Genomic DNA, 16,846 nt, shown 5'->3' with positions numbered 1-16,846 from the left:
CACGACGGAAGCGGGCGCGCTATCTTCGGGCCGATGACGCGCCCGTGCTACCGCTTCGCCACCTTCGAGCTCGACAGCGCCGCGCGTGAACTGCGGCGCGACGGCGAACTGGTCGTGGTCTCGCCGAAGATCTTCGACTGCCTGGTCTGGTTGATCGAGCATCGGGACCGCGCGGTGGGTCGCGACGAGCTGATCGCCGCCGTCTGGGGCCGCGCCGACGTCGCCGATGCGCAGCTGGGCCAGCTGATGCGCAAGCTGCGCCGCGTCATCGGCGACGACGGCGACAGCCAGACGATCATCCGCACCGTGCCGCGCTTCGGCTACCGCTGGATCGCCGCCACCACGGTGAGCGACAGCCGCGCCAAGCCGGCGCTGCCGGAGCCGCCGGCCGCCGGGCCGGTCCAGGCGGCGGTCCCGCCCGAGCCGCCGGAACCGATCCCCGAATTCCGGCCCGCGACACCCGCACGCCGTGCCGGGCTGGCCGCGGCCGCGCTGGCGCTGCTGGTGCTGCTGCTCGCCGGCGGCTGGTGGCTCGGCCGACCGGCGCCGCCGGCGGTGGCCGGGTCTGCCGCGCAGCGTCCCGGACCGGACGAAGCGGTGGCGATCCTCCCGCTCGAGGTCGGCGCCGGCATCGACAACGAATGGGCGTGGTTGCGGCTGGGCCTGATGGACCTGGTCGCCAACCATCTTCGCCGCGCCGGCCTGGTCGTCGTGCCGAGCGCCAACGTGGTCGCGCTGGCCCGCAACGATGGCGCGGCGGTGCTCGAAGCGCAGCGCGTACGCGAGGCCACCGGCGCCGGCAGCCTGATCGCCGGAGCCGCCGAACGGTCGGCCACCGGCTGGGTGGTGCGCCTGCAATGGCGGCGCGGCGACACGGTCCTGCGCGAGGCCGAAGGCCGCGACGGCGACGCCGCCGGTGCGGCCCGCCAAGCGGGCGACCGGCTGCTCGGCTGGCTGCAGCGCCAGGCACCGGCACCACTGCCTGCCGCCGACGGCCCGCCGGCGCTGTGGCTGCAGCGCATCGACGCCGCCGTGCTCGACCGCGACTTCGCAGCGGCCCGCCACCTGGTGGAGAACGCACCGGCCGAACTGCGGGATTCCTCCGAGCTGCTGCTGCGGCAGGCGGACCTGGACATCACCACCGAGCGCAACGACGCGGCGCTGGCCGCCTACGGCGAGCTGCTGCGCCGCTTCCCGGACCGGGAAAGCGATCCGGTGATGCGCGCCCGCGCCTTGATGGGCATTTCCGGCCCGCTGGCACAGCAGGGTGACCTGGCCGGCGCGCAGCGCCAGCTGACCGACGCGATCGCGATCCTGCAGGACCTCAACCAGCCGGACCTGCTCGGCGAGGCGCTGGCCGGGCGCGCCACGCTGCGCATGGTGCAGGGGGACTATGACCACGCCGACTCGGACTTCTCGCAAGGGCGCGTCGCGCTGGAACTCGGCGGCGACACGCTGCGCCTGGCACGGCTGGAGGGGCAGCAGGCCAACCTGCTGGCGCTGCGCAACCGGCACGCCGAAGCGCTGGCGGTGTGGGATCGCGTCGCCACCCGCTTCGAGCGCTTCGGCGACGCGAAGAACCTGGTCGATGCGCTCGGCAACGCCAGCGTCGAGCGCCTCGCGCTGCTCGAATCGGCCGAGGCGCTGGCGACGGCCGAACGCGCCCTGCCCTGGCTGGCGCGCATCGAGGACGGCGCGCTGACGCGCGTGATCTTCGACTACACCTACGCGCGCGTGCTGATCCGCAACGGCCGCGACCGCCAGGCGCGCGCGCTGCTCGAGCCGATCCTCGACGCACCAGCACATGACCCGGTGCTGGGACTGCCGCTGGCGGTGCGCACCGAGCTGGCGCGGCTGGAGCTGGCGCACGGCAATGCCGTGCGCGCCGCGCGCCTGCTCGACGACGACGCGGCGTTGATCGAGCCTGCGCTGGCGACGCCGCTGTACGCGCGCCTGCGCGCCAGCGGCTGGCTGATGCGCGTGCGGACGCTGCGGGCGGCCGGGCGGGCGACCGAGGCGCAGGCCGAGGTCCGTCGCTTCACCACCCTGGCCGAGCGCAGCGGCGAGCCGGACATGCGCATCCATTCGCTGCTGGCGGTCGCCGAACAGGACGCCGCCGCGGGCCGTCAGGAAACCGCGGCACCGGTCTACGAGGCGGCGCTGCGCGAGGCCAACCGCGCCGGCTCACCGGCCGATGTCGCCGAGGTGGTGGTGTCCTATGGCGATGCGCTGATCGCGGCCGGAGACCATGTCCGTGCCAGCGCCGTGGTCGGCCAGGTCGCACGCTGGGCCGCCCACGACTTCGACTGCGCGCTGTTGCAGGCGCGCCTGTACCAGGCGGTCGGCCAGGCCGAGGCCCAGGCCGCGGCTCTGGCGCGCGCGCAGGGTCTGGCCGGCGAACGCCCGGTGCCGGCGGCGATGGCAGTCCGCCGGCCGTAGCGGTAGCGCCCGATACCGGCGGCCGGCAGTGGCGGCGCGCCCGGGACGCGCCCAGTTGCTCAGCCGCGCCGGCCGGACGAACGGCCGGCCGGTCGGCCCACCTGCCCGACCAGCCAGGACAGGCCGACACAGACCGCCAGCATCATGCCGAGCGGCAGCGCCGTGGTCGGCGGCCGCGGCAGTGCGTCCGCGACCGCCTGCAGCCAGGTGCCGCCATAGACCAGCGCGGTGATCAGGCCGGCGACGGCCAGGGCCAGGCCGAGCGCGGTGCCGAGCAGGCGCTCCAGCCAGGGCTCGGCCGGCGCGCCCGGCCGCTCGGCGACGGCACGCCGCGCGACCTCGGCGGCAAAATCGGCCGGCAGCGGCGACAGCGGCGGCTCGCGCAGGGCACGCGCGACCAGCGCGTAGCCGTCACCCGGCGCGGCGGCCGGCGGTGCGCGCCGCGCGCGCTCCTGCGCCTGCCATTCGCGCTCGTCGAACGCGTGCTCGTCAAAAGCGGGAGGTTGGGATTTCATGCGACGACTCCGATGCGCGGTTCGAGCACCGCGCGCAATTGCCTGCGGCTGCGGAACAGGTGGCTCTTGATCGTACCTTCGGCGAGGCCGGTCATGGCGGCGATCTCGCCGATCGGCACCTCGTCCAGGTGATACAACGTCAACAACGTACGCTGCAACGGCGGCAGCGTCTCGATCGCCGCGTGCAGGTGGCCCAGCGCCTCGTCCTCGGCCCAGGCCGCTTCCAGGTCGAAGTCCTGGCCGACCGACTCGGCCAGCGCCATGCCGTCGCCGCCATCCGGCGCCTCGGCCAGCGGGATCCGCCGGCGCTCCAGGTGGCGCTTGGCGACCGAGTAGGCGACCTGGCCGATCCAGGCCTTCAGCGGGCTCTCGCTGCGGTACTGGTGCAGGTAGCGATGCACGCGCAGGAAGGCTTCCTGGCACAGCTCGCGGGTGTCCTCCGGGTGCCGCACCATGCGATCGACGATGTGCCAGCACAGGCCCTGGTACTGGCGCAACAGTCGCTCGAACGCGCCCGGCGCACCGGCCAGGACGGCCTGCACGAGCGCCAGGTCCGCCTCGGCGTCGGCGGTCGTGCGGGGGACGATGGGGCGGGCGGAATCGGTCATCGCCAGCCAGGGATACGCCCAGGGCGGGTATGGTTGCAAGCCGGGCGCTGCAACCGCCCCGGCTGCGGCCGTATCTCCTGCTGCGCCCCCCAAAACCCCGAGGTACCCCCATGAACCTGGACGTCTTCATCCCGATCAGCCTGTTCGCCTGCATCGCCTACTCGATCAAGGTCGTCGTCGACGCCCGCACCCGCCGCCGCATCGTCGACGCCAGCGCGTCGCAGGACCTGATCCGCTCCATGCTCGAAGGCGACGAGCTGCAACGCCGCCACGCCGCGCTGCGCTGGGGCGTGGTGATGCTGGCGCTGGCGGTCGGCTTCGCGGTGATCGAGCGCATGGACTGGACCGAGCCGACCCCCGGCATCTTCGCGATCCTGCTCGGTGCGACCGGCATCGGCAACCTCGTCTACTACGCGATCGCCCGCTGGTCCGGCCGCTGAGCGGCTCCCGTCCCGTTCCCTTGCAGGATGTCCCCGATGCGCCGATTGCTTCCGCTGCTGCTGATGGTCCCGCTGGTCGCGGGCGCCGCCACCTCCAAGCCCGCCCCCATCGCGGAACAGGTCGCCGAGTACGCCGAGCGCGTGATGCGCGAGGCGGTCCCCGATGCCGACGGCCCGGGCCTGGCGGTCCTCGTCGCCCGCGGCGACCAGATCCTCTACCGCGGCGCGCGCGGCCGGGCGAGCATCGAGCTCGGCGTGGCGCTGAAGCCGGACCATGTCCTGCGCATCGGCTCGGTGACGAAGCAGTTCGCCGCGGCAGCGCTGCTGAAGCTGGTCGATGAAGGCCACGCCGCGCTGGACGATCCGCTGGCCACCTACCTGCCCGACTATCCCAATGCGCAGGCGATCACGCTGCACCAGCTGCTCGACCACACCGCCGGCATCCGCAACTACACCGACCTGCCCGGCTACATGGACGAGGGCATCCGCCGCGACCTGACGACGGCCGAGCTGATCGAGGTCTTCCGGAACGAGAAGCCGGACTTCGCGCCCGGCGAGAAGTGGGCCTACAGCAACTCCGGCTACGTGCTGGTCGGGGCGGTGATCGAGAAGATCACCGGCAAGCCCTGGCATGCCTACCTGGCCGAGGCGCTGTTCGAGCCGCTGGGCCTGGCCCACACGCGCTACGGCGAGGACGCCGCGATCATCCCCGGCTTCGCCGAGGGCTACAGCCTGGCCGGCGGCAAGGTGGCCCGCGCCGGTCCGCTCAGCATGACGCAGCCGCATGCGGCCGGCGCGCTGGTCTCCACGCTGGATGACCTGTGGCGCTGGAACCTCGCCCTGCACCGCGGCCGCGTGCTCAAGGAGGCCACCTACCGGCGCATGATCACGCCGGCCGGCGCCGCCACCGAGACGCACTACGGCTACGGCATCGGCGTCGGCCAGCTGCGCGGCCGGACGATGCTGACGCACGACGGCGGCATCAACGGCTTCCTGTCCAAGCTGACCTGGCTGCCGGAGGCGCAGCTCACCGTGGTCAGCCTGCGCAACGCCGACGGCGCACCGGTGCCGCCGGCCGAACGCCGCATCGCCGCCTTCGCCCTGGGCGACCCGTACCCGGACCCGGCCCCGATCACCGTTGCGCCCGCCGATCTCCAGGCGCTGGAAGGCAGCTACCGCAAGAAGGCCGGGAAGGACACGCGCGTGCTGCGTGTGGTCGACGGCGTGCTGACGTCCCAGCGCAGCGGCGGCACGCCGTATCGGCTGGTGCCGGTCGCCGGCGGCCGTTTCATGTTCGAGGGCTCGCTGTCCTACCTGGAGCCGCTGCGCGACCGGCGCGGCCGGACGACGGGCCTGCGCTTCTTCCCCGAGGGCGAGGCCGGCGAACCCTGGGAGCGCACCGGCGACGCGCCCGCCGCGCGCACCGAAGTCGACCTGCCGCGTGCCGCGCAGGAACGCCTGGTCGGCGACTACGCCGCGCCGCAGCTCGCGTTCAAGGTGTTCTTCGACGAAGCCGGCGTGCTGCGCGTGCAGGTACCGGGCCAGCCGGCGTTCGCGCTGAAGGCCGAGAGTGCCGAACGCCTGTTCATCGCCGAGGTCGACGCGATGCTGACGTTCGACACGCAGCCCGGGCCGGCCTCGCGGGTCACGTTGAAGCAGGGCCCGACCGAACTGGTGCTCGACCGCAAGCAGCCCTGAACCGGCCTTGCGCCGCCGCCGTAACTGCGGCGGCGGCGGCCGGCGTGATCAGACTCTCCGGCCCGCGCCGTGCCGGCTGCGCTCGATCCGGTAGACGAAGGCCGGCGGCAGGTTGGCCGCGGTCCAGCCGATGCGCCGGGCGCTCAGTCCCAGCCGCTCCAGTACCGCCGGCGGTACCGGGCAGCGCGGCGCATAGGTGAACTGGTGGAAGGCGCCGCCGTCGCGCAGCTGGCGTCCGAACGCACCGCGCAGTATCCGCACGACGGTCGGCAGTCCCAGCGACAGCAGCGGCAGGCCGCTGACCACGGCTGCCGCGCCGCCCTCGAACAGCGGCAGATCCAGGCGCGCCGCGTCGAGCCGCAGCACGCGGCAGCCGGGAAAGCGCAACGCCAGCCGGCCGGCGAAGACCGGGTCGATCTCGACGACGGCCAGCCGATGGGCCGGCAGGCCGCGATCGAGCAGGGCCTGCGTGAAGCAGCCGGTGCCCGCGCCGAGTTCGACCACCGGCCCGCCCGCCGGATCGATCCGTGCCGCCATCAGCCGCGCCAGCGCCCGCCCGGACGGCGCGATCGCGCCGACACCGCGCGGATCGCGCCACCAGCGGTGCAGGAACAGCCGCTGGTCGCGCAGCGGGCCGGTATCCCTGCCGATACGCCGCACGTCCCCGGCCGCGCCACCGGACGGCTCGGCGGCGATCGACAGGGAGGCCGGCGGCGACGCAGCCGCGGAACCGCGGGAACAGCGACAGACCTCGCGCAGGAACGTCATGCCCGGCCTCACAGTCCGACGCTCAGGCCGAGGCCGAACACCGGGCTGTCGTCGTAATCCTCGCTGCGGCGCTCGCCGCCGGCCCCCGGCTCCAGCCGCAGGCGATTGCGCAATGCGGTCCCGGCGAACGCGTCCAGCCGCAGCCGGGGCCCGGCGGTCAGCGAGGCGCGCGCGTAGACCGGCAGCGAGCGCGACTCGCCGACGCCGCCGGCATTCGGGCCGTCCTCGTCGAGGCGGAAGCGCTGCTCGCGCATGCCGGCGCCCAGACCGAAATCCCAGCGCTGATCGGCGCGGAACGCCAGCTCCAGTCCCGCCGGCCCGGCCGGCCCGGTCGCGGCGGCATTGCCGATGCGCCAGCGCTCGCCGAGTGCCCAGGACACGGCCAGGTACGGTCGCAGGCGCGTCTCGTCGATGTCGTGCAGGGCGACCAGGCCGATGCCGAGCATCTTGTCCGCCGCGAAGCTGCGGTTGAACGCCAGCGCCGCGCCGTAGATCAGCGCGTCGCTGGTCTCGGCGCCGCGTTCGCCGGCGTACTGCAGCATAGGCGAGACCGCCCAGTGCCAGTTCGCGCCGAGCGGCCGCTGGATCGAGAAGCCGATGCGGGCGCGGCGGACGTCGCCCCAACCGGCGCCGCCCAGGGCCGACGCGCCGGAAAAGTGCCAGTCCTCCTGTTCGTAGCGCAGGTCCAGCCGCAGGCCGGTGCCGCCGGCGGTGCGCGTGCGCCAGCCCAGGGTCAGCGCACTTCGATCGACGTCGACCTCGCCGCCGCCGTCGAGATCGGCCGCCGAACCGGCCGCATGGGAAACGGCCAGCGTCCATGGCGCCTCCCGACCATCCTGCTGCGCCACGGCGGGAGCAGCCGCGGCGAGGCTCGCTGCGGCCAGCACGGAAAGAGACACGGGGACACGGCGGCGGTGCTGGGGCATGCGGGTCATCTCGACAGGGAATGGGAAAGCGGCCGGTGCGGCGGAACGGGACGCAGTGTTGCCAGCGGTCTTTAAGAACCTTTTAATCGCACAGCGACACGCTGGCCCTCCCTACTGCTCCACCCGGTGACGCTCTCTTGTCCCAGATTCTTCTCGTCGAGGACGACCGCATGCTCGGCGACGCCGTCGCCGCGGCGCTCGCGCTGGACGGCTGGCAGGTCGATCGCGCGAACGACGCCGCCGCGGCGCGCGGCGCGCTGGTCGATCACGCCTACACCGCCGTGCTGCTCGACCTCGGTCTGCCGCAGGGCTCGGGCCTGGACGTGCTGACCGCCCTGCGCGCGCGCTACGACACCACGCCGGTGCTGATCGTCACCGCGCGCGACCAGCTCAGTGACCGCATCCGCGGCCTCGACGCCGGCGCGGACGACTACCTGGTCAAGCCGTTCCCGTTCGACGAGCTGTGCGCGCGCCTGCGCGCGGTGCTGCGGCGCAGCCAGGGCCGGGTGGCTCCGATCCTGCGCCACGGCGAGATCGTGCTCGATCCGGCACGGCGCGCCGTCACGCGCGCGGGCGCGCCGGTGCGCCTTTCCGTGCACGAATACCGCACGCTGCTGGCGCTGATGGAAAGCCGCGGCCGTGTCGTCGGGCGCGACCACCTGGAGGACCGCGTCTACGGCGGCAGCGGTACGATCGAGAGCAACACGATCGCGGTCTATGTGCACCAGTTGCGGCGCAAGCTCGGCGAGCAGCTGATCGTCACGGTGCACGGCTACGGCTACCGCCTCGCGGGGGACGCCTGATGCACCTGATGCGCTCGCTGCGCGCGCGGCTGCTGGCCGTGCTGATGGCGACGGTGCTGCTGGCCTGGGCGATCTGGCTCGCCTGCCAGTACGTGCAGACCACCCACCTGCAGAGCGACCAGAACGACCGCATGGTGCGCGGCGTCGCCGAGCACATCCTGCTCTCGCTGCCCGACGACATCGACACGATCCGCCCGCAGGGCCACCTGCAGCTGCCGCCGGACGCCACGCTGCTGCCCGAGACCAAGTTCGACAAGATCGTCTTCCAGGTCTGGGTTCTCGACCGGCGCGAAAGCGTCGTCGCCTCGACCGGGGCGCCGGCGACGCCGCTGCGCGCGGACTTCGCCGTCGGCCACGCCGACGCCCAGGTCGACGGCCGTCCCTGGCGCACCTACGCCGTCACCGACGCGACCGGCCAGGTGCAGGTGCAGGCCGGCGTCACCCACGCCCACCTGCACGCCGAGCTGTGGCGCTGGATCGGCGCCAGCCTCAAGACCGCCCTGCTGGTGCTGGCCGCGCTCGCGGCGGCGCTGTGGCTGGTCGTGGGCTGGTCGCTGCGGCCGGTCACGCGACTGCGCGGCGCGATCGCCGAGCGCCACGCGCTGGACCTGGCGCCGCTGCCCGTCGCCGAGCTGCCCGACGAGATCCGCCCGCTGGTCGATTCGTTCAACCAGTTGCTCGGCCGCCTCGACAAGGCGGTCCATGCCGAACGCGCCTTCCTGGCCGAGGCGGCGCACGAGCTGCGCACGCCGCTGGCCGCCCTGCTGACGCAGACCCAGGTCGCGCTGCATTCGCCCGATCCGCAGGCGGCGCTGGAGCGGCTGCGCGACGGCATCGAGCGCCTCGGCCGCCTGGCGCAGCAGCTGCTCGACTCGGCCCGCATCGACGCCGACCGGCGCCGCGAGGAGCACGGCCCGCTGGAGCTGGCCGAGATCGTCGCCCTGGTCGTGCGCGAGTTCGAGGCGACGGCCGCGCGCCGGCACCAGACGATCGGCGTCACCGCGGACGCCGCGCTCGGCGTCGCCGGCAACATCGACGACCTCGGCATCCTGGTCCGCAACCTGGTCGACAACGCCGTGCGCTATGCCGGCAGCGGCGGCCGCATCGAGGTGGCCTGTCGCGGCGACTCCGGCAGCGGAACCGTGGTCCTGGAAGTCCGCGACGACGGCCCGGGCGTCCCCGCCGAGGAGCGCGAGCGCGTGTTCGAGCGCTTCTTCCGCGGCAGCAACGGCAACGGCGAGCGCGGCAGCGGCATCGGCCTGTCGCTGGTCGCACGCATCGCACGCAGCCACGGCGCCACGGTCCGCACCGGGACCGGCATCGGCGGCCGCGGTTTCGCGGTCGAGGTGATCTTCCCCGGCCTGGTCGAGTAACGCGGCACGACGCGGCGGATGTCCACATCCGTGCACGTTTGGCCGCGCCGGCCGTGATCCACGACCTTCGGCACATCGGACGCCGCGGCCCGCCGCCTAGCCTGCGACACCCCCGACCGGACTGGTGCCCTCATGCCTGCATGGCTGCTGTTCACCTTGTTTCTCCCGGCCGCGACCGCGGCCGCCGACGACCTGGCGCATCTGAACGACGAATTCGCCGCGCGCGCGACGCTCGGCGACTGGAACCTGTTCCACCAGCGCTTCGGCTGGCCCGACAAGATCAAGCACCTGGACATCGGAGCGACCACCGACGGCGCGCTGAACCTGCAGCCTCACCATTCGGCCTGGGTGCGCGACCTCAACGCCCCGTTCCTGTTCCGCGAGGTCTCCGGCGACTTCGACGTCCGCGCCCGGGTGCGCGTGCGCGGCGCCGAGCGCGCGATCGCCGGTGGCACCTGGTCGCTCGGCGGCCTGTTCGCGCGCGTGCCCAACGGCCTGACCGCCGAGACCTGGCAACCGCGGCGCGAGAACTGGCATTTCATCACCACCGGCGTCGGCCACGTGGCCGGCGAGCAGATGACCGAGACCAAGGCCACGCTCAACAGCTACTCGTCGCTGAAACTGCGGCCGTTCCCGAGCGGCTGGGTAGAGCTGCGCCTGGTGCGCGTGGGCATGGCGCTGGTCGCGCTGGCGCGCCCCGACGGCGAGAGCGCCTGGCGCGTGCGCGATCGCTGGTACCGGATGGAGAACAGCCGGCAGATGCAGGTCGGCCTGGTCGCCTATACCACCAGCGACGAGGTCGCGCCGGCGCCGGAAGATCCGCAGCGCATCAATCGCAGCGTCGACACCCAGGCGGCCACCGACATGATGCTGGAGGTCGACTGGATCCGCTTCCGGCGCCCGGCCTTGCAGGTTTCCGGGGACTGGTACGGACAGGTCAGCGGCAATCCGCTCGCCGAGGTCAACCTGAGCGAGCGCGAGCTGCTCGGCCTGCTCGGCGATTGAGCCGCGCCGCCGCGTGCTGCGCGGCCGGCCGCGGCGGCCGGTCGCGTGATGGTGCCCGAGGCCGGAATCGAACCGGCATGACCGCGAGGTCGAGGGATTTTCGTGCCACTTCGGCTTTCGCCGCCGGCGCCGGAAGCGCCGTTCGTGGTCTGGAGCACGCCTTCACCATAGCCGGAACGGCCGTAGGCGCCCGCCGTCTGCTCTCTACACCTTCCCGCGGCGCCGGGCCGCGGGCTTGGCTCGGCGTCGGCTCGGTCGCAGGTCGCGGCCAGGGCGTTCGCCGAATTTGACGGGTTCCACCTGGGCGGTTTCCCGCGCAGGGCTCAAATTTTCAAGTCCCTTGTGTCTACCAGTTTCACCACTCGGGCGTGGCGCGATCCGTGGCCGGCCGATGCCGGACGGCCGCCGATCCGCGAGGGACTTTACCTTGCCGCGACCGCCAGCGATATGCGCCGGGCCGGCAGCGTCCGGTCACCGGCGCCGTTGCGAGCGCCTGCGGCAGCACCCGCCTGCACGCCGCCGTCGTCGATGCGAACCGGATCAAGCGCTTGTCGCGAGCGGCCATCGAGCGGACACGCCGCGGCGAAGCGGCACCACGACGGCTGGCCTGCAATGCGCGGCCGCACGCCGCCGTTCGTGCACCGCCCTCCCCGACCCGGACACCCTGCATGCCTCTTCATCGCCCTTCCCGCTCCGCCCGCTGGTCCGGGCTGGCCGTGCTCGCCGCCTGCAGCCTGTCGGCTCCGGCCCTCGCAGCCCGCGACTGGACCTTCGACGAGGCCACCACCCTGCCGGCCGGCTGGTCGACCACCACCGACGGCGCCGGCAACGCCTGGCACGTCGTCGCCGATGCCGCCCACTCCGCACCGCACGCGGTGCACATCGCGGAAGCCGAAGTCCCCGGCGAGGCGAGCCTCTACAGTCCGCTGCTGGCGCTCGCCGCCGACGAAACGGAACTGAGCTTCCGCCACCGCTGGAACCTCGAGGTCGCTCCGTACGACGGCGGCGTGCTCGAGATCGCGGTCGACGGCGGCGGCTTCGTCGACATCCTCGACGCCGGTGGCCGGTTCGTGAGCGGTGGCTACGACGCGACGCTGGCGCCCTGCTGCGGCGGCAATCCGATCGGCGGCCGCGCCGCCTGGAGCGGTGGCGAACGCGCCGGCTTCATCGCCACCCGGGTCGCGCTGCCACCGGGCCCCGCCGGCCGGACCGTGCAGCTGCGCTGGCGCTTCGGCACCGATTCCTCGACGGCCGCACCGGCACCGAACGGCTGGTGGATCGATACCGTCCGCCTCGGCCCGGCCGGTTCGACCCAACCGACCGTGGACCTGGCGCCGGCCGCGCTCGGCTTCACCGTGGTCGCGCCCTCGACCGCGGCCGCTCCCGTGATGCTCGCCAACCTCGGCGCCGATCCGCTCGCCTACACCGTCGTCGTGGTCGATGCCGAGGCGGCCTGTTCGGCTGCGCCGCTGCCGTGGCTGACCGCCACGCCGGCCGGCGGCGCGCTCGGCGCGGGCGCCGCGACGAATCTGTGGTTCGCCGCGCGCGGCGACGTCCTGGCCGCCGGACGCTACCGGGCCACGGCCTGCGTGCGCAGCAACGATCCGGCGCGGCCGGAGGCGCGCGTGGCGATCGACGTGACGGTGGCCGCCGCCGGATCGCCGCTGTTCTGCAGCGGTTTCGAGCTAGGCGAGACCGGCCGCTGCGACGACGGCGGGACGGTCGTCCGCAGCGGCCCGCTGAACTGGCCGGTGCCCGCCGATTTCGCCGGCCTGGCGATCGACCTGGTCACCGGCACGCACGGCCCCAAGACCGGTGGCGTGCCGGCCGACGTCAACCTCTACGCCGGCGACGGCAGCGGCGCACTCAGCGTCTACTGGTACGCCGACGTGGTGCCCGAGGCCTTCGTCGCCGGTGTCGTCGACGTCAACACGACCGGGGCGGTCGACTTCTCGCTGCTGCAACCCGGCGCGCTGGTCCACGAAAACCCGTTCTACAGCCTGCTGTCCAAGCCGCTCGACCACTGGCTGGCCGGTGCCACCGGCTACCTCGGCTTCAAGTTCTGGAACGAGCAGACCGGCCAGGTCAACTACGGCTTCCTGCACCTGCAGACGACCGCGCCGGCCGGCTTTCCGGCCACCGTGCTCGACTATGCCTACGACCGCAGCGGCGCGGCGATCCGGATTCCCTGATGCCGGTCGCGCGCCATGGTCACTCCGGTGCGCGCAGCACGTCGATCGCGACGACCTGGCGCACCCAGCGGCCGGGCCGCGCCTCGCGCGGCGCGATGATGCGGAACGGGCCTTCGTCGGCCGCCAGTGGCTTGCCGTCGCGGCGATCGGCCAGGATCACGCCGTCGTCGCGGAACTTCGGATCGAGCTCGGCCAGCGCGAACACGACGCGATAGCCGTCCGCGGCGCGGATGCGCACGTAGAGCCGCAGGTTGGGTCCGCGCAGCGTCTCGCCCAGCGGCGCACCGGCGGCACGCAGCACCTCGACCAGCGGCACGCCGTCCCATACGCCTTCGGTGCCGTGCGCCGATGCCTTGACCTGCACGCGCGGCAGCGCGGCCAGTGCGGCGACGTCCAGGCGCAGCGGCTTGGCCACTTCGCCGCCGACCGCGATCGCAGTCGCCGCCGGCACGGCGGCGGCGGCGACCGGGCGATGGGCCGCATGCGGATCGTCGGCATGCACCGGTGTCACCGCCGCAGCCAGTACCAGGGCAAGGGCCAGGCCGAGCCGGCCGACCGGCAGGTTCGCGGCACGCCGCCGCGGGCCGCGGCAGTCCGGCCCGATGGCGACGGTGCGGAAGTTCATGGGCATGGCGCCACTCCTCAATAGCGGTAGTTGACGGCGAACGCGTAGGTCCGGCCGGACTCGGGATAGCCTTCCTCGTACATGTAGCGCTTGTCGCTGATGTTGTGGACACCGAACGACACGCCGAGGTTGTCGGCGGCCTGCCACTTGAGCCGGGCGTCGTAGCTCGTGAAGCCGGGCGCGATGCGCCGGCTGTCGGTGCTGGAGTAGCGGCGGCTTTCCGAGGTGGCGCTGGCCAGCGCCGTCCAGCGCTCGCCGAGGGCGTAGTCGAGACTGGCGAACAGCTTCTCGCGCGGGGTATCGGTCGACCGGACCTGCGGCTGGCTGCGGTTGTCGCGGTCGAGGTAGGTATAGCTGGCGGCGACGCGCAGGCGGTCGGTCAGGTCGGCATCGGCCGACAGTTCCACGCCCTGGTTGCGCTGCTCGCCGATGTTGCGCAGCTGCGAGCACGGCGGCGAGGTGCAGGCCGACGGATCGAGCGAGACGCTCTCGATCGCATCGTCCAGCCGGCTGTGGAACACGGCCGCACGGTAGCGCACGCCGCCGGCGATGCCCTCGTAGCCCAGCTCCAGGTTGGTGCTGCGTTCGGCCTCCAGGTCCGGGTTGGGCAAGGCCGATCCCATCCGGTACGAGTAGCGGTCCTTGAGCGTCGGGAAGCGTGTCTTGCGGCTGATGCCGCCGAAGAAGCGGCTGTCCTCGCCGAGCGCATAGGCCAGCGCGACCTGGACGTTGAAGGCGTCGTTGGTCTCGACCGCGAACGGCTCGATCGCGCCGGCCACGAGGTTGTCGGCCTGCTCGCCCTGCAGGCGGTTGTAGGCCACGCCCGGCGTCACGGTCCAGCGCGCGTGCGGCCGCCATTCGTGTTCGAGGCCGGCCGACCAGGTCTTGTCGACGAAGTGCTGCTGCGGTGCGCCGACGGCCGAGGTCTCGCGGTGGACGTCGCGCTTGAAGTGCAGCGCCAGCCGGGTGACCTGGCGCTCGCTCCAGCGCTGCTCGATCTCACCGCTGGCGCCGGTGGTGAAGTCATCGTAGATGCTCGAGAACGCGTAGGGCCGGTTCTGCGTCGAATAGGTGGCGTCGTCCCAGGAATCGAGCTGGTTGTAGAAGCTGTCGTAGTACGCGCGCAGGCGCAGGTCGGCATCGCCGCCCAGCGCGGTGCGCGTGATCAGATAGAGGCTTTCCTTGTCCCAGTCCGGCCAGCGCCAGTAGCGCGGCGTGACGTTGGCGCGCCCCGCATACGGCGGGTCCTGCTTCTCGCCGTCCTGGCGGTGGTAGCTGATGCTGTATTCGTCGGTGGCGTTGGGCGTCCAGGCGACCTTGGCGGTGACGCGCCGGTCCTGGTCGGCCGAGTTCTCGCGCCGCCCGCCGTCCTCGGCCGCCGTGGGCCGCACGCCGGCCGGCAGCCGGAAGAAGTCGTTGTCGGCGTAGCCGGCCGTGACCTGGGCGTAGCCGTTCGCGCTGCGGCCGCCGATGCGCGCGTCGGCGCGGTAGCCGGAAAGGTCGCCGGTGCGGTCCAGGTCGAAACCGGCCGTGGCGGCGGCCTCGAACGGCTGCGTCGGCCGGCGGCTGACCAGGTTGACGCTGCCGCCGAGCGCATTGGGCCCGTAGAGCACCGAGGTCAGCCCCTTGGTCACGACGATCTCGGACAGGCTGTCCACGCCGAACCGCGCCAGGTCGATGTTGCCGTCGTACGGCACGTAGACCGGCACGCCGTCGATGTAGATCGGGATCTGGCGGCTGTTGAAGCCGCGGATCCAGACCATGCGCTCGCGGCGCTGGCCGACGTTCTGCAGCGTGACGCCGGGCAGCAGGTCGAGCGCCTCGGCGACGTCGCGCCGGTCGTGACGCTCGATGGCTTCGGCGTCGACGCGCTCGCTGCCCGGCGCGGGCCGCAGCGGCGGGATGCCGATCACCTCGACCACGCCGAGGCTGAAGATGTCCGACTCGGCCGCGGCGCCGGCTTCGGCAGCCGCGGCCAGGGGGATCGACGACGCGAGACAGGCGGCGATCGCCGCGGCCAGATTGCGCATTGCTGGGGTCTCCGGAAAGGGCGCCGTCGCTTGCCAGCACCGATATTTCCGTACGACTATATCGACGTGAATGCCGATTCCACAACCGTCCGCGGTGATGCCCATGCGTTCCCGCTGCCGCCGGCCCGGCGCCGGGCCGGCCGGCCGAGCCGGTCAGTCCGGCGCCAGCTGCCGCTGCAGCGCGGCCAGCGCCTTGCCGGCAGCGCGGTCGCACGCGGCCTGGATCGACCGGTAGCCGGCGAGCACCTCGTGGCCGAGCGCCGTGAGCTGGGCACCGCCGCCGCCGCTGCCGCCCTTGCTCGCCTCGATCAGCGGGCCGCGGAAGCCGGTGTTGAGCTCTTCGGCCAGCTGCCAGGCGCGCTTGTAGCTCATCTTCATGCGCCGCCCGGCCGCTGCGATCGAACCGGTATCACGGATGCCTTCGAGCAGATCGGCCTTGCCCGGCCCGAGGATGCCCTTGCGGCCGTGCATCACGCGCAAGCTGAGCGTGGGCATGCGAACGGCGGGCAGATCCTGTCGGGTCATGGCGGCTCCTCGGGCGGACATCGATGATAGCGACTCTTCCCTTCCCCACCGCCTGCCGGAGCCTCCGATGACCGTTCGCCTGCCCGCCCTCTGGCTCCGCCTCGGCCTGATGGCCGCCTCGATCCTGCTGCCGGCCGCGCCGCTGCGCGCCGCCGAGCTGCTGGTGTTCGCCGCCGCCAGCCTCAAGCCGGCGCTCGACACGATCCTCGCCACGCCGGACGCGCAGGCGATCGGAACGATCAAGGCCAGCTACGCCGCCTCCTCGCAACTGGCCCGGCAGATCGAGCACGGCGCGCCGGCGGGCCTGTTCATTTCGGCCGACCGCGACTGGATGGACTACGTCGAGCAGCGCGGCGCGATCGCGGACGGCACGCGCACGGACCTGCTCGGGAATGCCCTGGTCCTGGTCGCACCGGCGGCGAGCGCGGTCGAGCGGCGCATCGCGCCGGGCTTCGATCTGGCCGGCGCGCTCGGTACCGACGGCCGGCTGGCGATCGGCGAGCCCAACAGCGTGCCGGCCGGCAAGTACGCCAAGGCGGCACTGACCGCACTCGGCGTCTGGGACACGGCCGCCACGCGCCTGGTCGCCGCCGAGAGCGTGCGCGCCGCGCTCGCGTTCGTCGCGCGCGGCGAGGCGCCGCTCGGCATCGTCTACCGCTCCGACGCGGTGTCCGAGCCGGCCGTGCGCATCGTCGATACGTTCCCACCCGCGAGCCACCCGCCGGTGGTCTATCCGCTGGCGGTGCTGAAGGCCGGCGACGGCCGCGAGGCGCGGGCGCTGGCGGTGCTGCTGCGCGGCGCGCACGCCCGCGCGGTGTTCGAGCGGTTCGGCTTCGACGTGCTGCCGGCCGCGGCTGCGACGGCGACCGCGGCGCCGGCAGGCCGATAGCTGGCACACT

At 73.2% G+C, this 16,846-nt stretch carries 15 protein-coding genes; 8 read left to right on the top strand and 7 right to left on the bottom strand.

Annotation, left to right across the window (positions count from 1 at the left end):
• Positions 1–33: 33 nt before the first annotated feature.
• Complete coding sequence (locus I596_RS06915; RefSeq protein WP_067645795.1) at positions 34–2,439, top strand: winged helix-turn-helix domain-containing protein; 2,406 nt, start codon at positions 34–36, stop codon at positions 2,437–2,439.
• Positions 2,440–2,498: 59 nt separating this feature from the next.
• Here the strand turns inward: I596_RS06915 and I596_RS06910 are convergent, their stop codons facing one another.
• The gene (locus I596_RS06910; protein WP_067645793.1) at positions 2,499–2,954 is read right to left on the bottom strand and encodes a hypothetical protein; all 456 of its coding nucleotides are present in this window, start codon (positions 2,952–2,954) and stop codon (positions 2,499–2,501) included.
• A complete protein-coding gene (locus I596_RS06905; protein ID WP_083965427.1) occupies positions 2,951–3,562 on the bottom strand; it encodes an RNA polymerase sigma factor in 612 nt (203 codons plus the stop codon). Before I596_RS06905 ends, I596_RS06910 begins: the two co-directional genes overlap by 4 nt.
• Before the next feature lie 110 nt (positions 3,563–3,672).
• Here I596_RS06905 and I596_RS06900 point away from each other — a divergent pair, with 110 nt between their 5' ends.
• Entirely contained in the window at positions 3,673–4,002 is a 330-nt protein-coding gene (locus I596_RS06900; protein ID WP_067645791.1) for a DUF6249 domain-containing protein, read from the top strand.
• 36 nt (positions 4,003–4,038) lie between these two features.
• Positions 4,039–5,700 (top strand): serine hydrolase domain-containing protein, encoded by a 1,662-nt coding sequence (locus tag I596_RS06895; protein ID WP_067645789.1) that lies wholly within the window; start codon positions 4,039–4,041, stop codon positions 5,698–5,700.
• Positions 5,701–5,748: 48 nt separating this feature from the next.
• On the opposite strand, the gene I596_RS06890 is transcribed toward I596_RS06895, so the two are convergent.
• Together I596_RS06890 and I596_RS06885 are read right to left on the bottom strand one after the other, a co-directional pair.
• Positions 5,749–6,468, bottom strand: coding sequence for a class I SAM-dependent methyltransferase (locus I596_RS06890; RefSeq protein WP_223303929.1), 720 nt, complete (start codon positions 6,466–6,468; stop codon positions 5,749–5,751).
• Positions 6,469–6,476: 8 nt separating this feature from the next.
• Positions 6,477–7,394 (bottom strand): hypothetical protein, encoded by a 918-nt coding sequence (locus I596_RS06885; protein ID WP_150132059.1) that lies wholly within the window; start codon positions 7,392–7,394, stop codon positions 6,477–6,479.
• A gap of 137 nt (positions 7,395–7,531) precedes the next feature.
• Between I596_RS06885 and I596_RS06880 the strand changes: the two genes are divergently transcribed.
• From I596_RS06880 to I596_RS06865, 4 genes are all read left to right on the top strand, one after another.
• Positions 7,532–8,197, top strand: coding sequence for a response regulator transcription factor (locus tag I596_RS06880; protein WP_067645785.1), 666 nt, complete (start codon positions 7,532–7,534; stop codon positions 8,195–8,197).
• Complete coding sequence (locus I596_RS06875; RefSeq protein WP_083965425.1) at positions 8,197–9,570, top strand: sensor histidine kinase; 1,374 nt, start codon at positions 8,197–8,199, stop codon at positions 9,568–9,570. Before I596_RS06880 ends, I596_RS06875 begins: the two co-directional genes overlap by 1 nt.
• A 132-nt stretch (positions 9,571–9,702) precedes the next feature.
• Entirely contained in the window at positions 9,703–10,575 is an 873-nt protein-coding gene (locus I596_RS06870) for a DUF1349 domain-containing protein (RefSeq protein ID WP_067645783.1), read from the top strand.
• Positions 10,576–11,243: 668 nt separating this feature from the next.
• Positions 11,244–12,767, top strand: coding sequence for a hypothetical protein (locus tag I596_RS06865; protein WP_150132058.1), 1,524 nt, complete (start codon positions 11,244–11,246; stop codon positions 12,765–12,767).
• Positions 12,768–12,786: 19 nt separating this feature from the next.
• On the opposite strand, the gene I596_RS06860 is transcribed toward I596_RS06865, so the two are convergent.
• The 3 genes from I596_RS06860 to I596_RS06850 form a co-directional block, all read right to left on the bottom strand.
• Positions 12,787–13,398: a molybdopterin-dependent oxidoreductase gene (locus I596_RS06860; RefSeq protein WP_150132057.1), complete on the bottom strand. Its 612-nt coding sequence runs from the start codon at positions 13,396–13,398 to the stop codon at positions 12,787–12,789.
• Between the two features lie 11 nt (positions 13,399–13,409).
• A complete protein-coding gene (locus I596_RS06855) occupies positions 13,410–15,422 on the bottom strand; it encodes a TonB-dependent receptor plug domain-containing protein (protein WP_067645779.1) in 2,013 nt (670 codons plus the stop codon).
• Between the two features lie 153 nt (positions 15,423–15,575).
• Positions 15,576–15,947 carry a winged helix-turn-helix domain-containing protein gene (locus tag I596_RS06850; protein ID WP_067645778.1) on the bottom strand — a complete coding sequence of 124 codons (372 nt, stop codon included), beginning with the start codon at positions 15,945–15,947 and terminating at the stop codon, positions 15,576–15,578.
• Between the two features lie 67 nt (positions 15,948–16,014).
• Here I596_RS06850 and modA point away from each other — a divergent pair, with 67 nt between their 5' ends.
• Complete coding sequence (gene modA, locus I596_RS06845; RefSeq protein WP_067645776.1) at positions 16,015–16,836, top strand: molybdate ABC transporter substrate-binding protein; 822 nt, start codon at positions 16,015–16,017, stop codon at positions 16,834–16,836.
• The last annotated feature ends 10 nt before the right edge of the window (positions 16,837–16,846 follow it).

It is taken from the genome of Dokdonella koreensis DS-123, from assembly GCF_001632775.1.
GTDB classification, from domain to species: domain Bacteria; phylum Pseudomonadota; class Gammaproteobacteria; order Xanthomonadales; family Rhodanobacteraceae; genus Dokdonella; species Dokdonella koreensis.
This window is presented reverse-complemented; position numbering and strand designations above follow the sequence as displayed.

Coding starts and splice junctions, on each gene's coding strand:
- I596_RS06870 (WP_067645783.1), top strand. CDS start 9,703: ATGCCTGCATGGCTGCTGTTCACCTTGTTTCTCCCGGCCGCGACCGCG.
- I596_RS06865 (WP_150132058.1), top strand. CDS start 11,244: ATGCCTCTTCATCGCCCTTCCCGCTCCGCCCGCTGGTCCGGGCTGGCC.
- I596_RS06890 (WP_223303929.1), bottom strand. CDS start 6,468: ATGACGTTCCTGCGCGAGGTCTGTCGCTGTTCCCGCGGTTCCGCGGCT.
- I596_RS06860 (WP_150132057.1), bottom strand. CDS start 13,398: ATGCCCATGAACTTCCGCACCGTCGCCATCGGGCCGGACTGCCGCGGC.
- I596_RS06900 (WP_067645791.1), top strand. CDS start 3,673: ATGAACCTGGACGTCTTCATCCCGATCAGCCTGTTCGCCTGCATCGCC.
- I596_RS06850 (WP_067645778.1), bottom strand. CDS start 15,947: ATGACCCGACAGGATCTGCCCGCCGTTCGCATGCCCACGCTCAGCTTG.
- I596_RS06910 (WP_067645793.1), bottom strand. CDS start 2,954: ATGAAATCCCAACCTCCCGCTTTTGACGAGCACGCGTTCGACGAGCGC.
- I596_RS06915 (WP_067645795.1), top strand. CDS start 34: ATGACGCGCCCGTGCTACCGCTTCGCCACCTTCGAGCTCGACAGCGCC.
- I596_RS06885 (WP_150132059.1), bottom strand. CDS start 7,394: ATGCCCCAGCACCGCCGCCGTGTCCCCGTGTCTCTTTCCGTGCTGGCC.
- I596_RS06855 (WP_067645779.1), bottom strand. CDS start 15,422: ATGCGCAATCTGGCCGCGGCGATCGCCGCCTGTCTCGCGTCGTCGATC.
- I596_RS06895 (WP_067645789.1), top strand. CDS start 4,039: ATGCGCCGATTGCTTCCGCTGCTGCTGATGGTCCCGCTGGTCGCGGGC.
- I596_RS06875 (WP_083965425.1), top strand. CDS start 8,197: ATGCACCTGATGCGCTCGCTGCGCGCGCGGCTGCTGGCCGTGCTGATG.
- modA (WP_067645776.1), top strand. CDS start 16,015: ATGACCGTTCGCCTGCCCGCCCTCTGGCTCCGCCTCGGCCTGATGGCC.
- I596_RS06905 (WP_083965427.1), bottom strand. CDS start 3,562: ATGACCGATTCCGCCCGCCCCATCGTCCCCCGCACGACCGCCGACGCC.